17 protein-coding genes, 1 tRNA gene and 5 pseudogenes are annotated in these 19,325 nt (G+C 56.1%); 8 read left to right on the top strand and 15 right to left on the bottom strand.

What is annotated here, in order from left to right; translation table 11 throughout:
* Positions 1-304: 304 nt before the first annotated feature.
* A pseudogene (locus FHX16_RS24425) lies at positions 305-474 on the bottom strand (transposase); the annotation flags it as partial.
* Between the two features lie 104 nt (positions 475-578).
* Between FHX16_RS24425 and FHX16_RS24430 the strand changes: the two are divergent.
* The 5 genes and pseudogenes from FHX16_RS24430 (at position 579) to FHX16_RS24450 (ending at position 5,418) form a co-directional block, all read left to right on the top strand.
* Positions 579-1,070 carry a hypothetical protein gene (locus FHX16_RS24430; RefSeq protein WP_259130853.1) on the top strand — a complete coding sequence of 164 codons (492 nt, stop codon included), beginning with the start codon at positions 579-581 and terminating at the stop codon, positions 1,068-1,070.
* A gap of 299 nt (positions 1,071-1,369) precedes the next feature.
* On the top strand, positions 1,370-3,358 hold the full coding sequence (locus FHX16_RS24435) for a peptidoglycan-binding domain-containing protein (protein WP_183757594.1): 1,989 nt from the start codon (positions 1,370-1,372) through the stop codon (positions 3,356-3,358).
* Positions 3,359-3,731: 373 nt separating this feature from the next.
* Positions 3,732-4,055: pseudogene (locus tag FHX16_RS24440) on the top strand (helix-turn-helix domain-containing protein); the annotation flags it as partial.
* Between the two features lie 204 nt (positions 4,056-4,259).
* Positions 4,260-4,754 (top strand): annotated as a pseudogene (locus FHX16_RS24445) (ATP-binding protein); the annotation flags it as partial.
* Between the two features lie 424 nt (positions 4,755-5,178).
* A complete protein-coding gene (locus FHX16_RS24450) occupies positions 5,179-5,418 on the top strand; it encodes a hypothetical protein (RefSeq protein WP_183757593.1) in 240 nt (79 codons plus the stop codon).
* Positions 5,419-6,236: 818 nt separating this feature from the next.
* Here the strand turns inward: FHX16_RS24450 and folE are convergent.
* From folE to FHX16_RS31490, 3 genes and pseudogenes are all read right to left on the bottom strand, one after another.
* Positions 6,237-6,741 (bottom strand): annotated as a pseudogene (gene folE / locus FHX16_RS24455) (GTP cyclohydrolase I).
* 131 nt (positions 6,742-6,872) lie between these two features.
* Positions 6,873-7,007 carry a sigma factor-like helix-turn-helix DNA-binding protein gene (locus FHX16_RS31650; RefSeq protein ID WP_405049317.1) on the bottom strand — a complete coding sequence of 45 codons (135 nt, stop codon included), beginning with the start codon at positions 7,005-7,007 and terminating at the stop codon, positions 6,873-6,875.
* Complete coding sequence (locus FHX16_RS31490) at positions 6,974-7,864, bottom strand: sigma factor (RefSeq protein WP_310503150.1); 891 nt, start codon at positions 7,862-7,864, stop codon at positions 6,974-6,976. The genes FHX16_RS31650 and FHX16_RS31490 overlap by 34 nt, the downstream gene beginning before the upstream one ends.
* A 185-nt stretch (positions 7,865-8,049) precedes the next feature.
* On the opposite strand from FHX16_RS31490, the gene FHX16_RS24465 reads away from it, so the two are divergent.
* Positions 8,050-8,802 carry a hypothetical protein gene (locus tag FHX16_RS24465; protein WP_259130856.1) on the top strand — a complete coding sequence of 251 codons (753 nt, stop codon included), beginning with the start codon at positions 8,050-8,052 and terminating at the stop codon, positions 8,800-8,802.
* Positions 8,803-8,901: 99 nt separating this feature from the next.
* Here FHX16_RS24465 and FHX16_RS24470 read toward each other — a convergent pair whose 3' ends face one another.
* Positions 8,902-9,129, bottom strand: coding sequence for a hypothetical protein (locus FHX16_RS24470; protein ID WP_183757591.1), 228 nt, complete (start codon positions 9,127-9,129; stop codon positions 8,902-8,904).
* A gap of 399 nt (positions 9,130-9,528) precedes the next feature.
* On the opposite strand from FHX16_RS24470, the gene FHX16_RS24475 reads away from it, so the two are divergent.
* Positions 9,529-10,383 carry an LssY C-terminal domain-containing protein gene (locus FHX16_RS24475; RefSeq protein ID WP_259130858.1) on the top strand — a complete coding sequence of 285 codons (855 nt, stop codon included), beginning with the start codon at positions 9,529-9,531 and terminating at the stop codon, positions 10,381-10,383.
* Positions 10,384-10,690: 307 nt separating this feature from the next.
* Here the strand turns inward: FHX16_RS24475 and FHX16_RS24480 are convergent, their stop codons facing one another.
* A complete protein-coding gene (locus tag FHX16_RS24480; protein ID WP_259130860.1) occupies positions 10,691-10,891 on the bottom strand; it encodes a hypothetical protein in 201 nt (66 codons plus the stop codon).
* Positions 10,892-11,440: 549 nt separating this feature from the next.
* Here FHX16_RS24480 and tkt point away from each other — a divergent pair.
* On the top strand, positions 11,441-13,471 hold the full coding sequence (gene tkt, locus FHX16_RS24485; RefSeq protein ID WP_183757587.1) for a transketolase: 2,031 nt from the start codon (positions 11,441-11,443) through the stop codon (positions 13,469-13,471).
* A gap of 514 nt (positions 13,472-13,985) precedes the next feature.
* Here tkt and FHX16_RS24490 read toward each other — a convergent pair.
* The 9 genes and pseudogenes from FHX16_RS24490 to FHX16_RS24530 form a co-directional block, all read right to left on the bottom strand.
* On the bottom strand, positions 13,986-14,213 hold the full coding sequence (locus tag FHX16_RS24490; RefSeq protein ID WP_028828150.1) for a hypothetical protein: 228 nt from the start codon (positions 14,211-14,213) through the stop codon (positions 13,986-13,988).
* Between the two features lie 294 nt (positions 14,214-14,507).
* A tRNA-Val gene (locus FHX16_RS24495) sits at positions 14,508-14,583 on the bottom strand.
* 326 nt (positions 14,584-14,909) lie between these two features.
* Positions 14,910-15,323, bottom strand: coding sequence for a GFA family protein (locus FHX16_RS24500; protein ID WP_259130863.1), 414 nt, complete (start codon positions 15,321-15,323; stop codon positions 14,910-14,912).
* A gap of 15 nt (positions 15,324-15,338) precedes the next feature.
* Positions 15,339-15,818, bottom strand: coding sequence for an SRPBCC domain-containing protein (locus FHX16_RS24505; protein WP_183757583.1), 480 nt, complete (start codon positions 15,816-15,818; stop codon positions 15,339-15,341).
* Positions 15,811-16,143 carry a helix-turn-helix transcriptional regulator gene (locus tag FHX16_RS24510; protein WP_183757582.1) on the bottom strand — a complete coding sequence of 111 codons (333 nt, stop codon included), beginning with the start codon at positions 16,141-16,143 and terminating at the stop codon, positions 15,811-15,813. Before FHX16_RS24510 ends, FHX16_RS24505 begins: the two co-directional genes overlap by 8 nt.
* Before the next feature lie 855 nt (positions 16,144-16,998).
* On the bottom strand, positions 16,999-17,331 hold the full coding sequence (locus tag FHX16_RS24515; protein ID WP_183757580.1) for a chaperone modulator CbpM: 333 nt from the start codon (positions 17,329-17,331) through the stop codon (positions 16,999-17,001).
* 2 nt (positions 17,332-17,333) lie between these two features.
* Complete coding sequence (locus FHX16_RS24520) at positions 17,334-18,248, bottom strand: DnaJ C-terminal domain-containing protein (RefSeq protein WP_183757579.1); 915 nt, start codon at positions 18,246-18,248, stop codon at positions 17,334-17,336.
* Positions 18,249-18,347: 99 nt separating this feature from the next.
* The gene (locus FHX16_RS24525; RefSeq protein ID WP_259130866.1) at positions 18,348-18,854 is read right to left on the bottom strand and encodes a hypothetical protein; all 507 of its coding nucleotides are present in this window, start codon (positions 18,852-18,854) and stop codon (positions 18,348-18,350) included.
* 184 nt (positions 18,855-19,038) lie between these two features.
* A pseudogene (locus tag FHX16_RS24530) lies at positions 19,039-19,262 on the bottom strand (hypothetical protein).
* Positions 19,263-19,325 lie beyond the last annotated feature (63 nt).

A 19,325-nucleotide genomic window follows, 5' to 3' on the forward strand; every position in this document is an offset into this window, starting at 1 on the left:
CCTGTCGAAACTCGTTAGACATAAGCCTATCCTCAAGCCTGTGCTTGAGCCTTCCTGCTTATGCTGAGTGTCCGGTCGAATTGGGGTGCAGTTCACCTTCACCCTGTGAAAATCGGCACCAATTAAGCATTTATCTTCGTTTTTTTCGATTTCAACGTTTGGCTTACTTAGCGGAAAACCTTTGGTAGGCGAATGATATGGCCAACGCATCTTTGGACCGCCCCTAGTTTCATCCTCGCTATCAATCTCAGTCTTACGCCCGCCGAATTCTGCAAGACAGCAGACATTTCGCTCTCGCAAGGGAATCGCCGAAAATGCCTGTCGCCCCCTCAAGGAGCTCCTCCTTCCACTGCTTGATTTGATTGGCGTGCACGTCGAACTACTAGAGATAATTCCACCAGCGTCTATTCACCCCTGATGGCGCAAGCGCCACCTTGAAGGCCGGGCTATGTTGCGGCGCGGTCGTCTCGTCATGGTATCTCCTGTTCCCGCATCTAAGCCGAAGTCAGTCAGAAATTCCACTTATCCATGCTGTCCAAGTTTCCTGAGCCAGCTCTCGACCGAGCCCGATTGGTGCGATGAACTCAATCACGACCTATCTTTGCTCAATCGTGAGCTCGGTTGCAGCCGCGAATTGCGTCAAGAGCCCAATCCGTCATTCGCAAAGGGCAGGTCATAATTCAGGTCCTTACTCACCCGGAATTTTTCCCTGGCAAGTCTTCAACTATCACGTTCAAAACCAAAAGAATAACGCGACCAGCCACTCCTACGAGCTTGCACTGGAAGGCTTGAAGCCATTGATCGCCAAGGTCTGGCGCTATTGCGAGGCGAACAGCATCTCGGGAAAGACCCTGACACTGAAGGTGAAGTATTCAGATTTCAACCAGATCACGCGCTCCAAGAGCATAGCACAGGGCTTCCAATCGCCAGCGGCGATCGAAGAAACTATTGCCGCGCTCCTGGAAAGCGCATTTCCGACACGTAAAGGAGTTCGACTGCTAGGACTGACCATGTCTTCGCTGGAGCCCTGGACCGCAGGTACCATGCAGCAGTTGACACTGACATTGTGAAGCCAACGCAATGCTGGTTTCGTCCGTGGCCTAATCCGACGAATGCCAGGCCGCGGATCCTGGTATCAATTCCGCCTTTACAGTGGGGTTAAGCGACTAGCGCAAATCATCATAAGCTTGTCGATTAACGGATCTGCCGAGAACCTACTTTTTCGCATGGTTGTGCAAGCACATAATGAAGTAATCGAAACTAATTCTGGATGACAATAATAACCGGTGCGAGTAAGTTGTAAAAAGTACCATATCGAGTGTGAATAGACACGACTTGGGTCCCCTTATGGGCGCCCGGGGGGATGGTTATGGTTGACTATACACTTTCCCAAGCAACAAATTTGCGACCAGATCCTGATGATGCGTCGATTAATGTCGCTTCGCTCCTCGAAGGTGAGAAAGTCTCAGGCCTCCGGGAAATAGGACCGTGGATGAAGATCGCTCTTCTTCGTGACGGAAGGCAGGTTCTCGGATGGGTTCACTCCGACATTCTGAAAAAGTCGGAAGGGATACCAATTGTACTTTTCGATGAGCCGGAGGGCCAATCGAAAACTGTCAATGGGTCCATCTCAAGGGTAAAGCTGACCTTAACACCGTGGCAAAAAGTGGACGTTCTGGTCGACGACGGAACGGTGCAATCGGGCTGGGTGGACACCAGTACCGTGGTCGCGCCAACGGGGCCCAAGATCGAAGCGCCAGCCAAGCCAGAAGCCGTTGGGGAACTTGTCTTGGGAGTGAACGACGTTTACCGGCCACACTTGCTTCTTGCAGAAGAACGCACCGAAATTGATGCAGCTGCCCTCGCGGCAGTGATCAACGCTGAGGCTGCCAAACTGTCAAATGGTGAATGGGACCGAAATAGCAAAGCGTCGACAAGCTCGGCAGCCGGGTTGACCCAATTCCTTGCCGCGACATGGCTTGGCGAGGCCAAAAAGAACGGGACCTATTTGAACGAACGCGCGAGAGCCAAAGGTCTTATCACAAACGGAAACGCAGTCTCCCCGGGCGATGAAGACAATCTCCTGAGACTACGGTTTGATCCCGAGATGTCGATAGTCGCTGCAGCGGAGTACGGCGCTGCGAACCTGAAGTCACTAATTGCAAACGGACTTGTCGACGAGGAAACAGGTGACGACGAGAAAGCTCAGTTCATATATCTTGCTCACCACGAAGGGTTGGGAGGTGCTTGTTCATTTTTGCGCGGAAGCACGGGGTACACATTTAGCGACCTAGCGACGCAAGTAGGGGCGGCCAAGGCGCAGCGGTTTATCGACGCGGCCGGGGGAAACGCAACTCAAGCTTACCGGAACTGGCTCAACAGTTACATCCAGGAGCACATCCAACCGGAGCGCTACAGGAAGCCAGCTGACGTTGCGGCGGCGCCTCTAATAGGAAGTGACGCCTCGAAGGCGCTCGCCCAATTCGATGGCACGCCCATCGATCTTTCTGAGATGAGCCGTTATACCCCGTTGGCAAAGGCGGTCCAATGGCGGCTATCTGAGCTAGGCTACCTCGATCCTCCCGCAGACGGAAGTTTCGGCCCGGTATCAACGTGGGCTTTGTCCGAGTTCTGCCAAAGCAACAATGTGTCACTGAGGGACGGGTTCACGCGAGCGGTGGCGGATCGCCTGGTCTCTCCATCAAATATGCTTCCCGAGATTGCTACGAGCGGGACCTGGTTCGACAAGGTTATCGGCTATATGCGGGGCAAGAAATATTTCATATGTCGGCATCCCGACTGCAAGAACATTGTGTATCTGGAAGGCGTAAACCCGGACGGTACGTTGAACGACGACGCCCCCAACAAATTCAACGATATCCGTATCGTTTTCTCGGTAGGAGAGGACGGACGGCTAAACCTCCAGAATGCGATATGGGACGGGACCACGGAGCCTGGCAAATTTTGGACGGTGAACCCAATGAACCCTATGGGTGCCGCTCGGATTGCCTTCAACCAATATAAGGCGTGGGTGGTCGGTACGCATCGTCCCAATTCGGCTTCTGCGCACGAGGCCCTAGTTCAGGTTGAGCCGGTTACCGTGTGTCGCGACCTGAACAAGGATTTCAAGCGAACGGGAGATCAGCTGGATACCGGACTGTTCGCCATCAACCAGCACTGGGGCTACGACGCTCCGAAAGACGACCTTGGTCGGACGAGCGCAGGTTGCTTGGTTGGGCGTACAAAGGATGGCCACCGGAAATTCGTGCAGATGATAAAGGCCGATCCTCGTTACCTTGCGAATCACTCGTATCGGTTCGTTACAGCCGTCATGCCTGGCGACGAAGTGTTGGGATAGCACGATACGCTCCGTCATTGGCAGGAGGATCTACTGCAATGCGGCTTTTGTGAAAGGTGAACACCGGTCGGGCGTCAGCGCCGAAACATAGTGCCATCCTGAAACCCACCCACCTCGATTGAGACGGTGCCACTGGAACACAATCGATGACGGCCGAGACTCTCCGGCAGCCCTCATTCAGACGTTGTTCGCTTTATGAGCGGGACAATCGGGGAGGCTCCTGCGCCTGGCAAGGGTCCCTGGCAGATGACAGAGGATTGCGATCCGAGGGTCGGGAAGTCGACTACAGCAGGTCCTGTGATCGATGAATCGATTGTGTGAGGTGACGTGGCGCGGCGAAGCTTATTCAACATCGACAACGAAAAGGTGGATGATAGCACGAGCACTGAGCGATGATCTTCGGTTACGCGTATTGAAGGCGTCTGCGGCAGGCATGTCGGCACGCCAGCCTGCCGCCCGGTTTGGGATTAGGATTTCGACGGCAATCCGCTGGATCGCAAGAGCCAGCGGTAGTGAACCGACATCACGGCCGCAGGGTTGGCGAAGGTCCTCAAGCTTGGATGCACACGAGAGGATTTCATCGTCGAGATGATCGATTATCGCAAGGACGTGACCGCTCGATGAAATGGTCGAGCGTCTGTGTGCGGAGCGGCAGGTGAGCACTAGTCGGAGTGCACTTGGTGCCTGGCTGCGAGGCGCGGATGGAGTTTAAAAACGTTTGGCCCGCCCGTCTGCAAGAGGACTTTATGGTGTTCTGCAGCGCGACAACCAAGATGAGACACGGCAAGACCACCGACGGTCCGAGATATCGACACGCCACAGGCGCTGACCTTGCTGCGTGAACCCAGGGCCAACGTCGAACGCTATGACGGTCTGCGGGTCCGGATCGTAGGAGGTCGCCATGCGTCATGATCCGGCCAGCGCCGCCGTCGTCATCATGCTGCGTAGCGGCATGGCCCAAACGGCCACGGACCTGATCGAGCAAGGAGCCCCAGCGTTCGATGCGGCCGTGCCGATCCTGTTTCAGTTGCTGAAAGCCGAGATGGCTGAGTGTGAGGCCCGTTCGATTGCCTAATACATGAAGGCGGCCGCTTCCCGGCCTACAAGGACATCTCCGGATACGACTTCGAGCTAGCGAGATCAACGAGGCGACGGTGCGCCAACTGCCCCATGCGAATTCGTGGAGGGAGCACAGAACATTGTCCTCATCGGCGGGCCGGGCACAGGCAAAACGCGTGCCGCCGCCCTCGGCGTTCAGGCGATCGAGCATCATCGCCGAAAGATCCGCTTCTTCTCGACCATCGAATTGGCCAACGTCCTCGAGCAGGAGAAGGCCAAAGGGAAGGCAGGCCAGATCGCTGAGACGCTGGTTCGCCTCAATCTGCTGATCCTTGATTAATGTGCACTGCGAAGAGATGTGAAGCCAGCACCGCAAGAGCCTGCAACTCGCAATCTTCCCGTGATACCACTCCACATAACTGAGCGTCTATAAGCGGCGCAGCCAGCCCAATATCCCGCCATCATAAGCGATGATCTGCCGATGACATCACGTCGGGAAAGATTTGTTCGAGCGCTTGGCGCATCATATCGATATCGCCCGCGCGTAGCGCATCGTTACGTTCAGCCCCGAGTGGCCAAGCCATTGACTTATGGTGGCGTTTGTCAACACCCGCCTCGCGGCCTAATGCGCTTCCATTCAACCTGGCGATTGGCTTCGGCGTTGGCAACGAATGCTTCAAAAACAGGGGAAGCCTTTTTAGCGACGACTTAAATTTGATACTGTGATAGCACTAACAAAACGACGGCGATGGAGGGAGCGCATGTCGGACTGCAAGAAGCTTGCTCTGAAGACGATGCTTTGCACCATTGCATTCACTTGTTCACTGGCACAAATGGTGAGCAGCCAGCCTGTCGAGCAACCGCCCCCAATAGTCGACCAGGTTCATAGCGAACGGAAGGATCAAAAGGAAGCTCTGAACAAACGGGAGGAAGAGTTGGATGAAATGGCCAAACAGGCGCTGCTGAAAGCGCATCCACTTGCCGTTCAGGAATTTCCATAGTGATAATGAATAGTCGTCGGGTCTGAGCTGAGTGTTTCCGCGCGCGTGCGCTTAGCACAACATCGCTTCTTACGGTTTCGCCCAAGTGGTCAAGCGCGAACCACTAGCCGCCTGACCTGCCGCCGCCCCGGCTTAATTCGCTGAGCAGCATCCAGGCTGCGCGTATCCAGTGAAGCGGCGATGTAACCCGTTCCCGAGGCGGATGCCACCTTCCGTTACGGAAATCAGCCAACGCCTGAGCCTCCAGCCTGGTTCTCTCGCTCAAGCCATTCCTGTCCACGAGCGGTTTGCCGGTATCGTGATCGACGACGGCCCACATGCCATTCTCAATTTCATGAATCTCATAGCGTTGCATTGGAAGCCATGAATAGCCGGATAGACGGGTTATCGAAGAGCCAGCCAACGCCGAGGGCGTCGATTGTCTGTCTGGCCGAGGGTTGATGGATAGGTAGAAGGTCCCGAGGGGCTTGATTGGCGCTATCTCCCCCCGGGGCCTCCACTGTCCGTTAACGCTTGGGCATTCTCAAGATAACTCCTGTGCCATATGCCGGGATAGCCGGACTAAGGTCCCGTGCGATACCGTACAAAAGAGCCCGGTTGCCCGGCTAATGGCAATTGCTGCCGATTGAAGCTCGATGTCTTGAGTCTCTTTCATTCCGCAATTCGAGGTGGTCGGGCTACTCATGATGATCCGACCTTGCTCGCGCACCTGAAATCTCGTCCGGCAAGATCACGGTTCCAGACTGCCGTCGGCAGTTGTGCTGGAACACCTGGTCTTCCCACCCTGGTAAGCACCTGAAGCAACCGCGGCTTTGGCACTATGCCCGTACCACCATCATGAATTGCGCGTGCTTGCCCGCATCGAGCTTGAAATCGCCTTCGAACGCATTGGTGATCGCCAACGCACTTTGCTTCTGAATTCCTCTCATCGCCATGCAGAGATGCTCCGCTTCGACAAGGACGGCCGCTCCTTTCGGAGCGAGACTGCCCATGATGGAATGCCTGGCCAATGATCGGAACAAGATGGTGCTCGCAATGAGAGTGAAACGGGATCGCCTTGATCAAGACCATCTCGGGATACCCGCTGACCTCGCGGAACGTCCGCGCGAGCTCCGTGGCGGGATCGATATGGTATCCCGAGAAGATCTCCTTATAGGCTCGCGCCGCACGAGCAGGTGTGTCGCGAAGGCCCTCCCTGTCGGGATTATCGCCTCCCCACCGCAAGAACACGCGAACGGCTTGTTCAGCCTGTTCGCGTGTCACAGGCAATGTTTCAGCCTGATCGACGGGAGTGGCGTCGAGGTTGCGGAAGATCTGGTTCAACATTCTTCGATCCATAGCTGGTGAAGGGAAGGGGGGCAGTTAACGGGGGAAGAGCCGCTCCATGACCCGTTCGGCAAGCTGTTCCCATTACCAACCGGCAAAGGGAAATGCGTCGACGGCAATCGGACCGATTATCCATCCAGCTTCCCCCTGACCAAAACGCGTGCTCGATGGAGGCGACTCCGAACCGTCTCGGGCTTTAATGAGAGAAGTTCTGCTGTCTCCTCGACCATCATTTCCTCGATGACACGGGCAATGAAGACCATGCGAAATTCCTCCGGAAGCCATCGGTTGCAGCTTCTACCAGTTTCAAAATCTGCTTCTGGGCCATCGTAATTTCCGGATTGTCGAGAGCAGCACCGTTTGGAAAGTCGAGGACGTGCCCTGGCAAGCCGCTGGCGCCAAGATGGACTTCGGATGTCCGGCTTGCTTTGCGCAAACGTCCAAGCGCTTCGTTCATGAGGATGCGTGTGAGCCAGGTTGAGAAGGCACACCTTCCATTGAAGTCGTCTTGATGACGAAAAGCCAGCAGATAGGCTTCCTGAACCACTTCTTCCGCCAGCGTATCGCCACGGACGATACCGCGGGCAATACGATAGAGCCGACGGTTACACCGACGCATGATCAGGCGAAATGCAACCGGCTGTCCTACGCGAGCCAATGCAAGAAGCTCCGGATCGGATTGGGTCAGTTCAGGCGCGGTTATGTCCTTCCTTGTGTTCCGGCATCGGCTCCTCCATACGCATTTGATGTCCTGCGAAAAAGTTCCGGTGAGAGACACCAAACCAATTCGACGCGAAACCTCTGCTATATGTTTTTCGTTTGGAACGGCTGCAGCGCCCAGTTTGAGCGCCGTCAAACGGCGCGGGAAGGTACCTTCAAAATGAGCGCTACTTGACAATCGCTCGGTGAATGCGATGCATGGTTTTGCAATGGGCCAACTCTGCAATAATCTTATTGCAACTATCTGGTTCGGTGAAACCTTCTGCAAGGATGTCTGGCGGTGATAGAGCCGTTTGTAGGCGAAGGGGAGATCGCGTGACTCTAGCACGCTACAAGTGCTGCGTGGCTGCGATTTGCTTCGTGGCGGCGGGTGACGCCCATTCGATGGAACGACCGTCACCAAAATGTCTCCAAATGGGATCGGAGGCATTCGAGAACCTGGTTACATCGCAACTCCATATGTCTTCTGATGGGTCGGTATTCGCCGGACAGATGGCTGACGACACGCAGGGAGTTTTCGCCGGGGTTCCGGAAGTGGCGAGGGGCCTGGTTGAGCAAACGATCCGAGACGGTAGGGGATGGGCCGTGTTCGGGACCAAGACGAATGCTGAAAACCGACTGGAAGTTCAGGTCCTCTATCTTCTCGAGGACGGCGACAGCTGTGTGGCGATCCAAAGAAAGCCCGAAAGGGTCAGTCCCATCTACCTTCCTGAAGCTGTTTCCCGTTCGCTTCTCCTCTTTTTCAGGCAGCCCACCGATGGCGACGAGGTTGAACTGCGCTCGAGGCTTCAGGCTTTCCTGACAAAGACCAATGAGAACCGGCCGACCTCGACGGCGCCCAGGGTGGTGAAGGGGGGGAAGCCGAGAAGGATCAACTCTCAGGAATACGTTCGAAAATGGGAAGGACTGTTCCCCGCGCGGATGCTCGAAACTCTTGCCCGGCTGCAGGACACGTGCAATGCCCGAAACGACGGTTCTGAAGTTGATCTTTCGAACAGGTTCGTGACAGGGGCGGATCTTGACGGGGACCGCGACGAGGATTGGGTCGCGAACGGCTATGGCCTTTTGTGCACAGGGCCTGATGGCGGGCACCGGCAACTGGCTGGTGACGAGAACGGGGCGACGGTCTGGATCATGTTGTCAAACGACGGCAAATTGGGATCAGTAGCGGAATTTCGTCTCGCCCCTGGAGACACCATCAGGCGATACGACGGATATGTCGTCATCAACTCGAAACTGGGCATTTATTCCCTGAAGGGCAGTGCGGCCGGGGAGCCTTTGAAGTCGGTACCTGCCGGTGGGCGAGTTGTGTTCACCCTTTATAGGATGAAACCATAGGTTCTTCTCGTTGCCAAGTCGGAGCGCCCCAGACGGGCATGCCCGATGGTTGGATTCCACCTTGCAATTGTCACCGACGGGTGGTGTGCCCGCGAGTCACTACTCGGCCGCCTGGCGCAGTTGATGCATGCTTGGAGGTTCCACGAGGGAAATTATCTCGAAATCGCCGATCATGTGGTGCTGTTCGGAGCCGACCACCGCGAAAGTCCAATACTCCGGATCTTCGCCGAACACTGTGGAGACCTGCACGACAGTCGGTTTGCCCTCGGCGTTTCCGGTGGATCTTGCCCAATAAAACGCGCCCGGCACCAAACTCGATACAAACATGACGTCTCCTTCCCACAACAGGCGTGGAAGATAGCAGAAATCCTAAAAATGAATATACCTCAGACGATGCGTACGATACCGGACGTTTTCGAGCCGCCGGATCGAGAGTGGAAACGCGCTTTGGACGCGTGACCACCTGATCCGACAGGGGCACTGCAGTTCGAAGCCAGCAAAGGACAAGACCGAGCTGTCGCAGAGGGAGATGTCGTCGCCTTGGAAGCCGTGGGTATAACCGGAGCTTCTGGCAAAGGTCGCCGACGCGTGGCGCCAGGCACGCTGTTGGCACGGCAAAAGTTAAATCAACGGAAAGCGCGACGGCGCTACCAATTGGAGCTTTTCGGTGTAAAAATAGCGAGAACGAACGGCGAGTTCATCTGACGCTCGATGAGGGAGAGTGTTGTGAGATTGCTGACGCGCCTTTTCCAGAGATTTCTCGTTTTCTGCTTGGGCGCGATCAGCATTTGGCTGATCGTCTTTGTTGTTTTCGACACCGCCGATCACAGGCTCCCTTGGCTTTTCGCGGTTTGCCTCACCTATGGTTTGGCAGCCTATGTCATTTTGCCGAACGTCGTCCGCGTGGGTCTGAAGGTGCTTCATCGTGGATTGATCCCGCGATACACGATAACGGCTGACGGGCTTCCCGGCGACCCTATCAATTTCGTCCTCATCGGTACCATCCAACAACTAAAGGACGCCTTTGCAGCAGCGGGTTGGTACGAGGCGGACAGCTTGGGGATGGCAAGCTCCCTGCGAATGACGCGAGCGTTTCTGTTGAACTCTGCCTATCCGACGGCTCCGTTCAGTACTTTCTATCTGTTTGGAAGGCGGCAGGACATCGGATTTCAGGAGCCGATAGACGGTAGCCCGCGCAAGCGCCATCACATCCGTTTCTGGGCGCTCAGTCTCACTCACTCCGAGGACGACATGGGCGAACCGAGCTTTTGGTTGAACACGGAGAGGCCATCGCCAGACGAACGAGTCCTGTGGGTTGGGGCGGGTACGAGGGATACCGGGCTTTCTCTGACCCGGCTAACCTTCCAGATCACGCACGCAACCGATTCCGATACGAATGCCGAGCGCGACTACATCGTCAACGAGTTGAAGGAAAGGTGCGTTATCGGGGAGGTCGCATTGCACCAGTCAGGCTCGCGCTTGGTGACCGGAAAGGTCAACCACTACATTACGGACGGTGAGATCGCATTTGCCAACCTGACAACCAGTGGCGCAACCACGAGCGTTCCGATTGCCGGATGAAGGGAATGTCGGTCCGAACTGGCCGCGCGATAAGGACGACCGTGGATCGAGCGGAGAATACTTACGCTTACGGCAGTAAGTATAAATTCAGAACGTTAGCGGCGTGAGTTCTGAAACCTGCTCCTGTCGGGCGACATGCAAAATTGGTTCGGTGCTGAATCTGACAGGTCGTTTGCATCGTAGGTTGCGACAGGCACGCCGCAGGATTGGGGTGAAAAGAAGCGATGCTCGAACAAGAATAATGCATGTGTGACCCGCACCATTGGGCGGGCGCTTGAAGACGCCCTGTCCGGTCGACTGACCGCACCTAACCAACGCTGATCACGATATCGTCGCGAATGAGGTCTGAAAGCTCGGTTTCATCGGTCACGCCGAATTCGATCCACTGCGTCAGGCTTTTCGCCCTTCGGCTTGCCTCAATGCTTCCTCTCTTGTGCCCGTGTTCGGCACACCAATCTCCGAGGATGCGATCAATTAGCTCTGTAATCGTCGATTTAAGACCAGTCATAGACAAATATCCATTTCATAGGCCCGTCGTTTCGAGGCCGGAGCCTATGAAATCCGACATCGGACTGGCAATCGTGAGAATATGAGAAAATGCTTATTTGCCGACATATAGAACCCGACCGTTGCAGATCGGCAATAGTGCAGAATCCGCACCACGCAGGAAAATGGATGGATTAACAGCAGGATAGTAGGAAACGCTTATTTAAAAGGAGAAATGTCCGTAGGTCGTCGGACCGTCGATGCCTCGTAGAGTTTATGGCTTGCTTTTCGAAGGCCAGCGCTACCTTCCGACTGATTCGAGATGTTTCAGAAAGGCAACCCTTCCCCGAGGCAGACCGGCGCAGCGGTGACGCCCGTCACCTTTTGTCGAGCCTATTGGCAGGTGCGATGGGAACCAACGGCGCCCCGTCGATGGCTTGAAGACCGAGAAAAGATGGGACCTTTCGCGCGCTATCAGGCCGGTGAAGCAGGAGCTTCATTTGGAAAGGGCTTTCGTGCCTGCCAGCACAGCTGACGGCCTTGCCGTTCAGCGATTTTTTCGGAGATACAGATGACAAACTCCCAGGTACCAGTTTCAGCCGCGAAGGACGAGCATCTACGAAAGCTAGCCAACTGCATTCGCTTCTTGTCCATGGATGCGGTTCAGAAGGCCAATAGTGGGCATCCCGGGATGCCAATGGGCATGGCCGACATTGCCGTCGTTCTGTTTTCCGAATTCCTGAAGTTTGACGCCGACGATCCATATTGGTTCGATCGCGACCGCTTTGTGATCTCGAACGGCCATGGATCGATGTTGCTTTACAGCCTGTTGTATCTGACCGGCTATAAGGACATGACAATCGAAGAGATCAAGAACTTCCGCCAGATCGACAGCAGAACCGCCGGACACCCGGAGTACCGCCACGCGACCGGCATCGAGACCACGACCGGCCCGCTCGGGCAGGGTCTCGCCAACGCGGTGGGTCTTGCTCTTGCTGAGCGCATCATGAATGCAAGGTTCGGAGATAATTTGTCGAGCCATTACACGTATGTCTTCAACGGCGACGGATGCCTCATGGAGGGTATCAGCCAGGAGGCCATAACGCTTGCCGGTCACTTGAAGCTCGGAAAGCTGATCGCGTTCTGGGACAACAATTCCATCTCGATAGACGGTGCAACGAGCCTTGCGGAATCCGACGATCAGCCCGCCCGGTTCCGCGCAGCCAACTGGCATGTTCAGGAAATTGATGGCCATGACACCGACGCGATAAGGGCGGCCATCATTGAAGCGCAGAAGGCCACCGACCGCCCCTCGATGATAGCTTGCAAGACAATCATCGGTTTTGGCTTTCCGACCAAGGCAGGAACCCAGAAGGCTCATAGTGACGCTCCCGGGGAAGAGGAAATCGCGGGAGCTCGAAAGCTGCTCGAGTGGACGGCGCCACCGTTCGAGATCCCTTCAGAACTGCTCGATAGCTGGCGCCACATTGGCGCGCGCGGACGCAACGAACGCATGGCCTGGGCTGTCCGCGTCCAAACCGCAAAGGACGACCTTGGGGGCGATTTCGAACGACGGATGAAAGGGCAGTTGCCGACTGACTGGAAGAAGGCGATCGAGGCAGCGAAGGTTGAGCTGCTCGCCAGCGAGAAGGATCTGGCGACAAGGCAAGCCAGTGGCGTCGTCCTGAACCACTTGGCGTTGGCGATGCCGGAGCTGCTTGGGGGCTCGGCTGATCTCACCCCGTCGAACAATACCAAGGCAAAATCACAAATCGAAATCACACCGGGCAAGTTCGATGGGTCATATATTCATTATGGCGTTCGCGAACATGGAATGGCTGCGGCAATGAATGGCATCGCACTCCATGGCGGCCTCATACCTTATGGTGGGACATTCCTTACATTTTCCGACTATGCACGGCCAGCCATTCGGCTTGCAGCGATGATGCAGGTAAGATCCATCTTCGTCATGACCCACGACTCTATCGGGCTGGGTGAGGATGGCCCAACCCACCAGCCAGTGGAGCATTTGACAGCGCTGCGTGCCATTCCAGGCCTTGCTGTCTTTCGCCCCGGCGATCCGATCGAAACAGCAGAGTGCTGGGAAGCCATCCTCGCTGCTCCCAAACAGGCTGCTCTAATTGCATTGTCTCGCCAGCCGATGCCGTTGTTACGTCGGATCCCCGGACAGGCAAACCTTTCGGCGAGGGGTGGTTATGTCCTGATTGAGGCGGAGGGCGGGGATAGGCAGCTCACCATTATGGCGACGGGTTCGGAATTGCATATTGCTGTAGAGGCCCGGGAGAGACTCCAAACGGAGGGGGTCCGGGCCGCGGTCGTTTCGATGCCATGCAGGCTACTGTTCGAGGCCCAGTCGCAGGAATACAAACGCGACGTGTTGAGGGAGGGCACTGCGCGTGTCGCAGTGGAGGCGGCCGTTCAGGACAGCTGGGACCGCTATTTAGGACTTCAAGGCAGGTTCGTCGGCATGCACAGCTTTGGTGCATCAGGCAAGATTGGCGACGTCTACAAAAAGTTCGGCATCACAACCGATGCCGTTGTGCGGGCTGCGAGGGAGGCCATGACTGCCAATGCACGTTGATGGCATGTCTTCGCGCGGAAGAGAAAGCTCGGTACTGTGTCGGACAGGGCCGGGCCATCACGGCTGTCCATTGGGCAACAGCCATCGCAGCGTTGAGGGCTAATGCTGCGATCATCGAACTTCAGGTCACCGGGAATGTTCCAGCCGTTCGGAAACAGAACCGCGTGCCGGTCGTCTCGTGAACGCCAAAATAGTGGCGAAAACGGTCGACCCCTGTAGGACAGGCGCTTCGTGGCGGCACGACCGAACCCGCGGCGTCGATTTCTCGAGATCGCGACTGTTGCGAGCGGCATACCGCCAGATCAGTCACAACGGGTTCGGCGGTCGCGGAAAGCACGCGTTCGTTGCCATCGAAGCGTTCGCCGCGCCATTGGCCGGCGCGTCGCCCATGTCGAACTGCCTTCGTCGTCCAATATATGTCACCGCGAATGGTCCCGGGGTCAGACTGACCCCGGGACACAGTTCGGCGCGAGGCCGAGACCGAAGCGAAAGGATTTTTCCGCTCGAGAACGGGCTACTGAAGCGTATTCGTGCCCGGCGCGTTACTTTTCATCGGCCATTCGCCGACGTAGTTATCGATCAACATCGTGGCGATGCCCTCAACCGAGCGATAGCCTTGATCGAAAAACTTGATTGCTGCGTGGTTGAGAAAGGTCGAGGCCTGCTCGTCCGGATCTACGTCGTAATACCGGTACCACTGTTGCACGGCCCTCGAGAGAATAAGAAGATCGGTGTCTTGCATTTGCCGCCTCCCTTCGCGACACAGTGAAGTAGGGCCGGATTGGCGATCTTCAATGGCCAACTCCTCCAAATTCCCTTGATCTGGTTACCCCGCGTATTTGGGATCCTTCGAGCGGAGCCTGAGACATTGCTCGACAGATGGGTTCGGCCGCTCAGTCAAAGGTGTGTTCGGTGTAAGGTCGCGTCCCCAAGGGCATTAAAAAGCTGATCATGACACATTAAGCGTCGCGGGTGCACGAAATGCATGGCGCGGTTAATGGCAAAACCGTTTGTAAGCAAAGGGTTGCGAGAAGAATGGTGGGCGATGAGAGACTCGAACTCCCGACATCCTCGGTGTAAACGAGGCGCTCTACCAACTGAGCTAATCGCCCTCGCGAGATCGGTCCGGTTCGGTCCGCCACGTCTGTGACCGTGATCTATGCGGATCGGGGACAGAACGGAAGGGTGCTTGTGAAGAATTTTCGATTTTTTCTGAGATGCTAACAGGAAGCACGACTAAACGGCTCTTCTCCGCACCGTCTTGGGAAACCACTTTGTGCGGATCTGGGCGAGAAATCACCCGGCGCCCCAAGAAAGGTGATCGACAACCTCCATGTGAACCAATCACGGATTACCTTCACCGGTCGCAGCCTAACGAGAGGAAAACCGATGGATGCCCCGATGTTGTCCGGTCATACCTTGCAAAAGGCCGCTTACGTCACGTCGTCGGCATCCTGTCGAATTTCGGTAGGGCCGGATTGAGATAGTCCCATGCTTGTCCAGCTTTGGTCCAAGACACAAATTGTGGATTGAAGCGACTTGGATCGTCCAGGCTCGCCGGCGTGACGATGAACACTTCCGGCATGTCAGGAAATGCAAGGTAGACAGGCGAACCGCACGTCGGGCAGAAGCCACGCCTTTTTACGGTGCCGCCGTCACCCACTGTCTGCCAGTGCGACGCATTTCCCTCGAGTTTCACCTCTGCGGCGACGAATGTCAGGTGAGATTGGTGGCCCGTTCCGCTGTCCCGCTGGCATTGACGGCACTGGCAGTCAACCATGACCGCCGGCTCGCCGGCGACGTCATAGCGGATCGCGCCACAGGCGCAGCCACCGGTGTAGGGTTTGCTCATACCGATTTCCTCGTTCTAGTGCAGTGTTTGCGAAGACGTCTCTTCGGCGACCACAGTGTCGAGCCTTGTGACCACCTTCCTCCAGCCGTCGCTCATGTTGCGATAGGCTGTGTCGTTCTTGGGAAGCATGAAACCTGAATGAACAAGGTGGAGGCGAGTGCCGTCCCCAGCCTTGGAAAGACTGAAAGTGACAACCGTCTCCAATGTCGATCCATAGCCTTCATTACTCTCGTGGCCACCCTTCCAGGCGAAGGAGAACCGTTCATTTGGCAGGACTTCCAGAACCTCGCAACGGATGACACCGTCCCATTCACCGGACGGGTTCGTTTGGAACGTGAAACGGTTGCCGATAACAGGATCGAAGCCTTTTGGCGGCATTAGCCATCGGGCGATCAAGTCCCCGGTTGTCAGAGCTTTCCAGATAACCTCCGGGGCGTGCGGGAAAACCTCATCGAGAACAATGGCTTGAGCTCGCGGTCTCAGCTTTTCATTCATGGTCAATTTCCTTTAGGAGATCTCTGAGGCCGGTGAAACGTTCACGCCAGAAAACGCGGTAATGGTCCATCCAGTCGGCCAGTGGCTCAAGGCCACCTCGCTGGGCACGGTAGTAGACGTTACGTCCCTCCGGTCGCTCACTGACGAGGCCGGCCTGCTTCAGGGACTTGAGATGCTGTGAGATGGCGCCTTGTGTAACGTTACTTCCCCGGGTCAACTCGACGACGGTGATCTCGTCTGAGTTGGCAATCCGTTCGAACACGGCGCGCCTGGTCGGGTCGGCGAGGGCGCGCAGAACAACGGTGATGTTTTCAGGTTCAGACATTCCATAGCAATTAGTTCATACTAATTGATTAGTCAACGCTATTGAGTTTGTTTTTTCCGCGAAGGATAACGTCTACGGAAACGGACGGACGACAATCGACGCAGGTAAGGTCTTAGCATGCCATTTGACGCGAGGGACCAAGACGGCGCACAGTGCTTGCTTGTCGGGAGCTTCGGCTCCTGTCTCGTCAACACTGGTCGGAGGACACTGGCATGATCGCTCGGAGGGACTTCACGTACGAAGAATGGAGCTGGCTCTTGCATCTCTATCGGCACGAAACCGCTGACATCCCGAACGACCAGATCCGCAGATTCAAAGAAGTGAATGTCACTGAGGACGTGGTTGATGGCGTTAGTCTCAGCCCAGCAGGTAAGCAACTGGTCGAGCATGAGCTTCTAATGGAGCGAAGGAACCGCCTCCAGAGATAACTCTTTCTGGCAACAAAAGCCTCCAACGTTAGGGCTGCGGGCTTGAATCGGTGCGTGCGGCGCGGCCCGTGGGGAAAGAAACGCGCACCGTTCTGCTCACCCTACTGCTTGCTCTGCTGTGCTGTCATTTGCTGTTGTCCGTGAACCGACTGCCGCCGCGAGGGTGCAGTCGTTGAGGGAAAAGCGTCGATTGCGATCAGAAGAGTGGGTCTGGCACCCCAGGAGCACGGCGATGGCTCTTGGCAGGGTGTCCCGGCCAACCTTGTGTCTCTTTGCAGCCTAGCGACGTGCTTTTCACGGAAAGGAACTGCCGCCAACAACCAACCTGTGGTGAGGGCGATGTATTAATCAGGCAAATGAGATAACCAGCGCAAAGATGTGAATAAACACCTTTATTCGGTTGGACAGGTGGGTTTTGGGGGCCTTGTCAAAGGCCGACAGTGCCGGAAAGCTCATCCAGCTTTCCGCGCAATCTCCGCTTTACGTCCTCGTCTTGTTCGTCCATGACAGCCAGCACATCTCGCAGTGTCCCGCGCAGTCCGTGAATTTGGTCGATGAGATCCATGATCAGGTCGACGCCCGCCTCGTTGACACCCATATCCCGCGTAAGGTCGAGGATAAGGCGCCCACGAGCGACATCCGTGTCACGAAAGTTGCGTGCACCATCCCGGGTCTGCGGCAGCAGCCATCCCTGTTCGACCCAGACCTCAAGTACCGTCAGGTCGATCTTCAGGAAACGTCGGAATTCAAGATCATCCATGGCTATTCTCCCATGCCTTTTCTCGGATCCTGCGCTTCACCCGCCGTCCAGCTTTTCATGAAATCGGTCAGTTGCTGGTCGGGTGAATCCGGCAGCATGATCTTCAATGAGATATAGATGTCACCGGCACCTCCGCCTTTTTTCGGAACGCCCTTTCCTTTCAGGCGCAAAACTTTCCCCGTGTTCGAATGCGGAGGCAAGGTGAGGTTGACCGCCCCGGTTGGAGTAGGCGCCCGGACCTTGCCACCGAGCACGGATTCCCGAAGCGAAATCGGCAGTTCGAAACGGATGTCGTCTCCATCTCGAACGTAGAATGGATGCGGCCGCACCCTGATTTCCACATAGGCGTCGCCGGAGGGGCCGCCACCGATCCCGGGCTCCCCCTTGCCCTTTAATCGAAGGGTCTGACCGTCGCGCGTGCCTGGGGGAATCCGAAGATCAAGCGCAGGCCCGTCAGGGAGCCTGATCTGGGTCTTCGTTCCGTTGATCGCGTCGAGGAAATCGACCTCCATCGAGTAGTTGCGGTCCTGGCCATGCGCACGGAATTCGCCGGACCGGGCACGGTTGGAGAAGAAACTGGAGAAGATATCGTCGTGGTCGCCGAAATCGGCAAAACCCGCGCTGTTCTGGTAGGGATTTCCCGTACCTGGCTGGGAGGCGTAATCCCGGTAGTAGTTGCGCGGTGCCTGCTCGGTACCTGTTATGTCAATTTCACCGCGGTCAAAGCGACCGCGCTTTTCTTCGTCGCTGAGCAACTCGTAGGCGGTCGAGATTTCCTTGAACCGTTCCTCCGACTTCCTGTCGCCCGGGTTGAGATCGGGATGAAGCTTCTTTGCGAGCTTGCGAAATGCACTCTGAATCTCTTTCTGCGAGGCGTCCTTCTTTACGCCGAGAAGCTCGTATGGATCACGGCTCATCTATATCTCCGGTTTATGCCGGCGGAAATCGTCGGGCTTTGCGTCAATATATAGGTTGGCTTTGCTGCTCCGACGAGTGGTTACATTCTTGTAGTTGCATCAGTTGCGCCGAAGGTTGATTTCGCTTGTAACCACCTGCTGGCCGGACGCCGGGTCCTTATCGACGGTTCGGATTCTTATGGCGTTGTCGTCAACGCGTTGGATGGTCATGGTTGCGCTTCGATCGCCGTTGATTATGCGGGACCACTGCACGGCGAGGTTGATCGCGTCACCGTTTCGCCTGCCTTGTAAACCTGATACGCCGCCGGACGGCCCGATGTAAGTCCCGGCGTATTGCGTACCATTGGCCTTGATGTTTGCTGAGACCGCGCGCGTGACGACGATCATGCCCCGGCATGTCCCTTTCATCGAAAGCGCAACTCCACTAGCCTGAGTCTTGAAATTGCAGTCTAGGTTGATGGGCGGCGATGACGTAGATCGCTTCATCATCCCTCCACCAATCCAATCTCCAGCTAGAGATTGGAGGAAGGGTGTTTCGTCGGCGAATGCCGCTGCAGTGATCCCGTAATAAATCAAAGCGACGATGGCGTAGAGGCAGCACTTCATGGCGTTCTCTCCCTCGGGATAACAAAGAATGCGCCACGATGCCTCAAAGTTCCGGGTTCGACCAGATCCGGGAGTATGGAGGTCCGTCGATGCTGGCCCGGCAAGGGGCCGGCGGTCGTCTCATGGGAAAATGCGGGAGATCAGCCCGTGCTTGCCGACGAATTGCCCGAGATAGGCTTCTGGGTCAAATTCGTTCGAGCTGCCAATGCCTGCCTTCGATCAGTTCGGCAATCTCAACAGGATCTTTCACCCCAAACCCAAACCATTCCACGAGTTCGCGGGCCTTCGCCCGGCTTTCCTCGCCGCTGAAGTCGCGCTGATGTTTGCCACACCACCGCCGCAAGATTGAGGTCAGCACATTCATGTCGTCCCCGAACAAGGGATCTTCGGCCAGTACGTCGTACCCATTCACCCAGCACCATTGAAATTTGAACAGTCAGCTACGGATGCTCATCGGCAGAACGGACCTTG

It is taken from the genome of Rhizobium sp. BK661, assembly GCF_024808825.1.
In the GTDB taxonomy this organism is placed as follows: domain Bacteria; phylum Pseudomonadota; class Alphaproteobacteria; order Rhizobiales; family Rhizobiaceae; genus Rhizobium.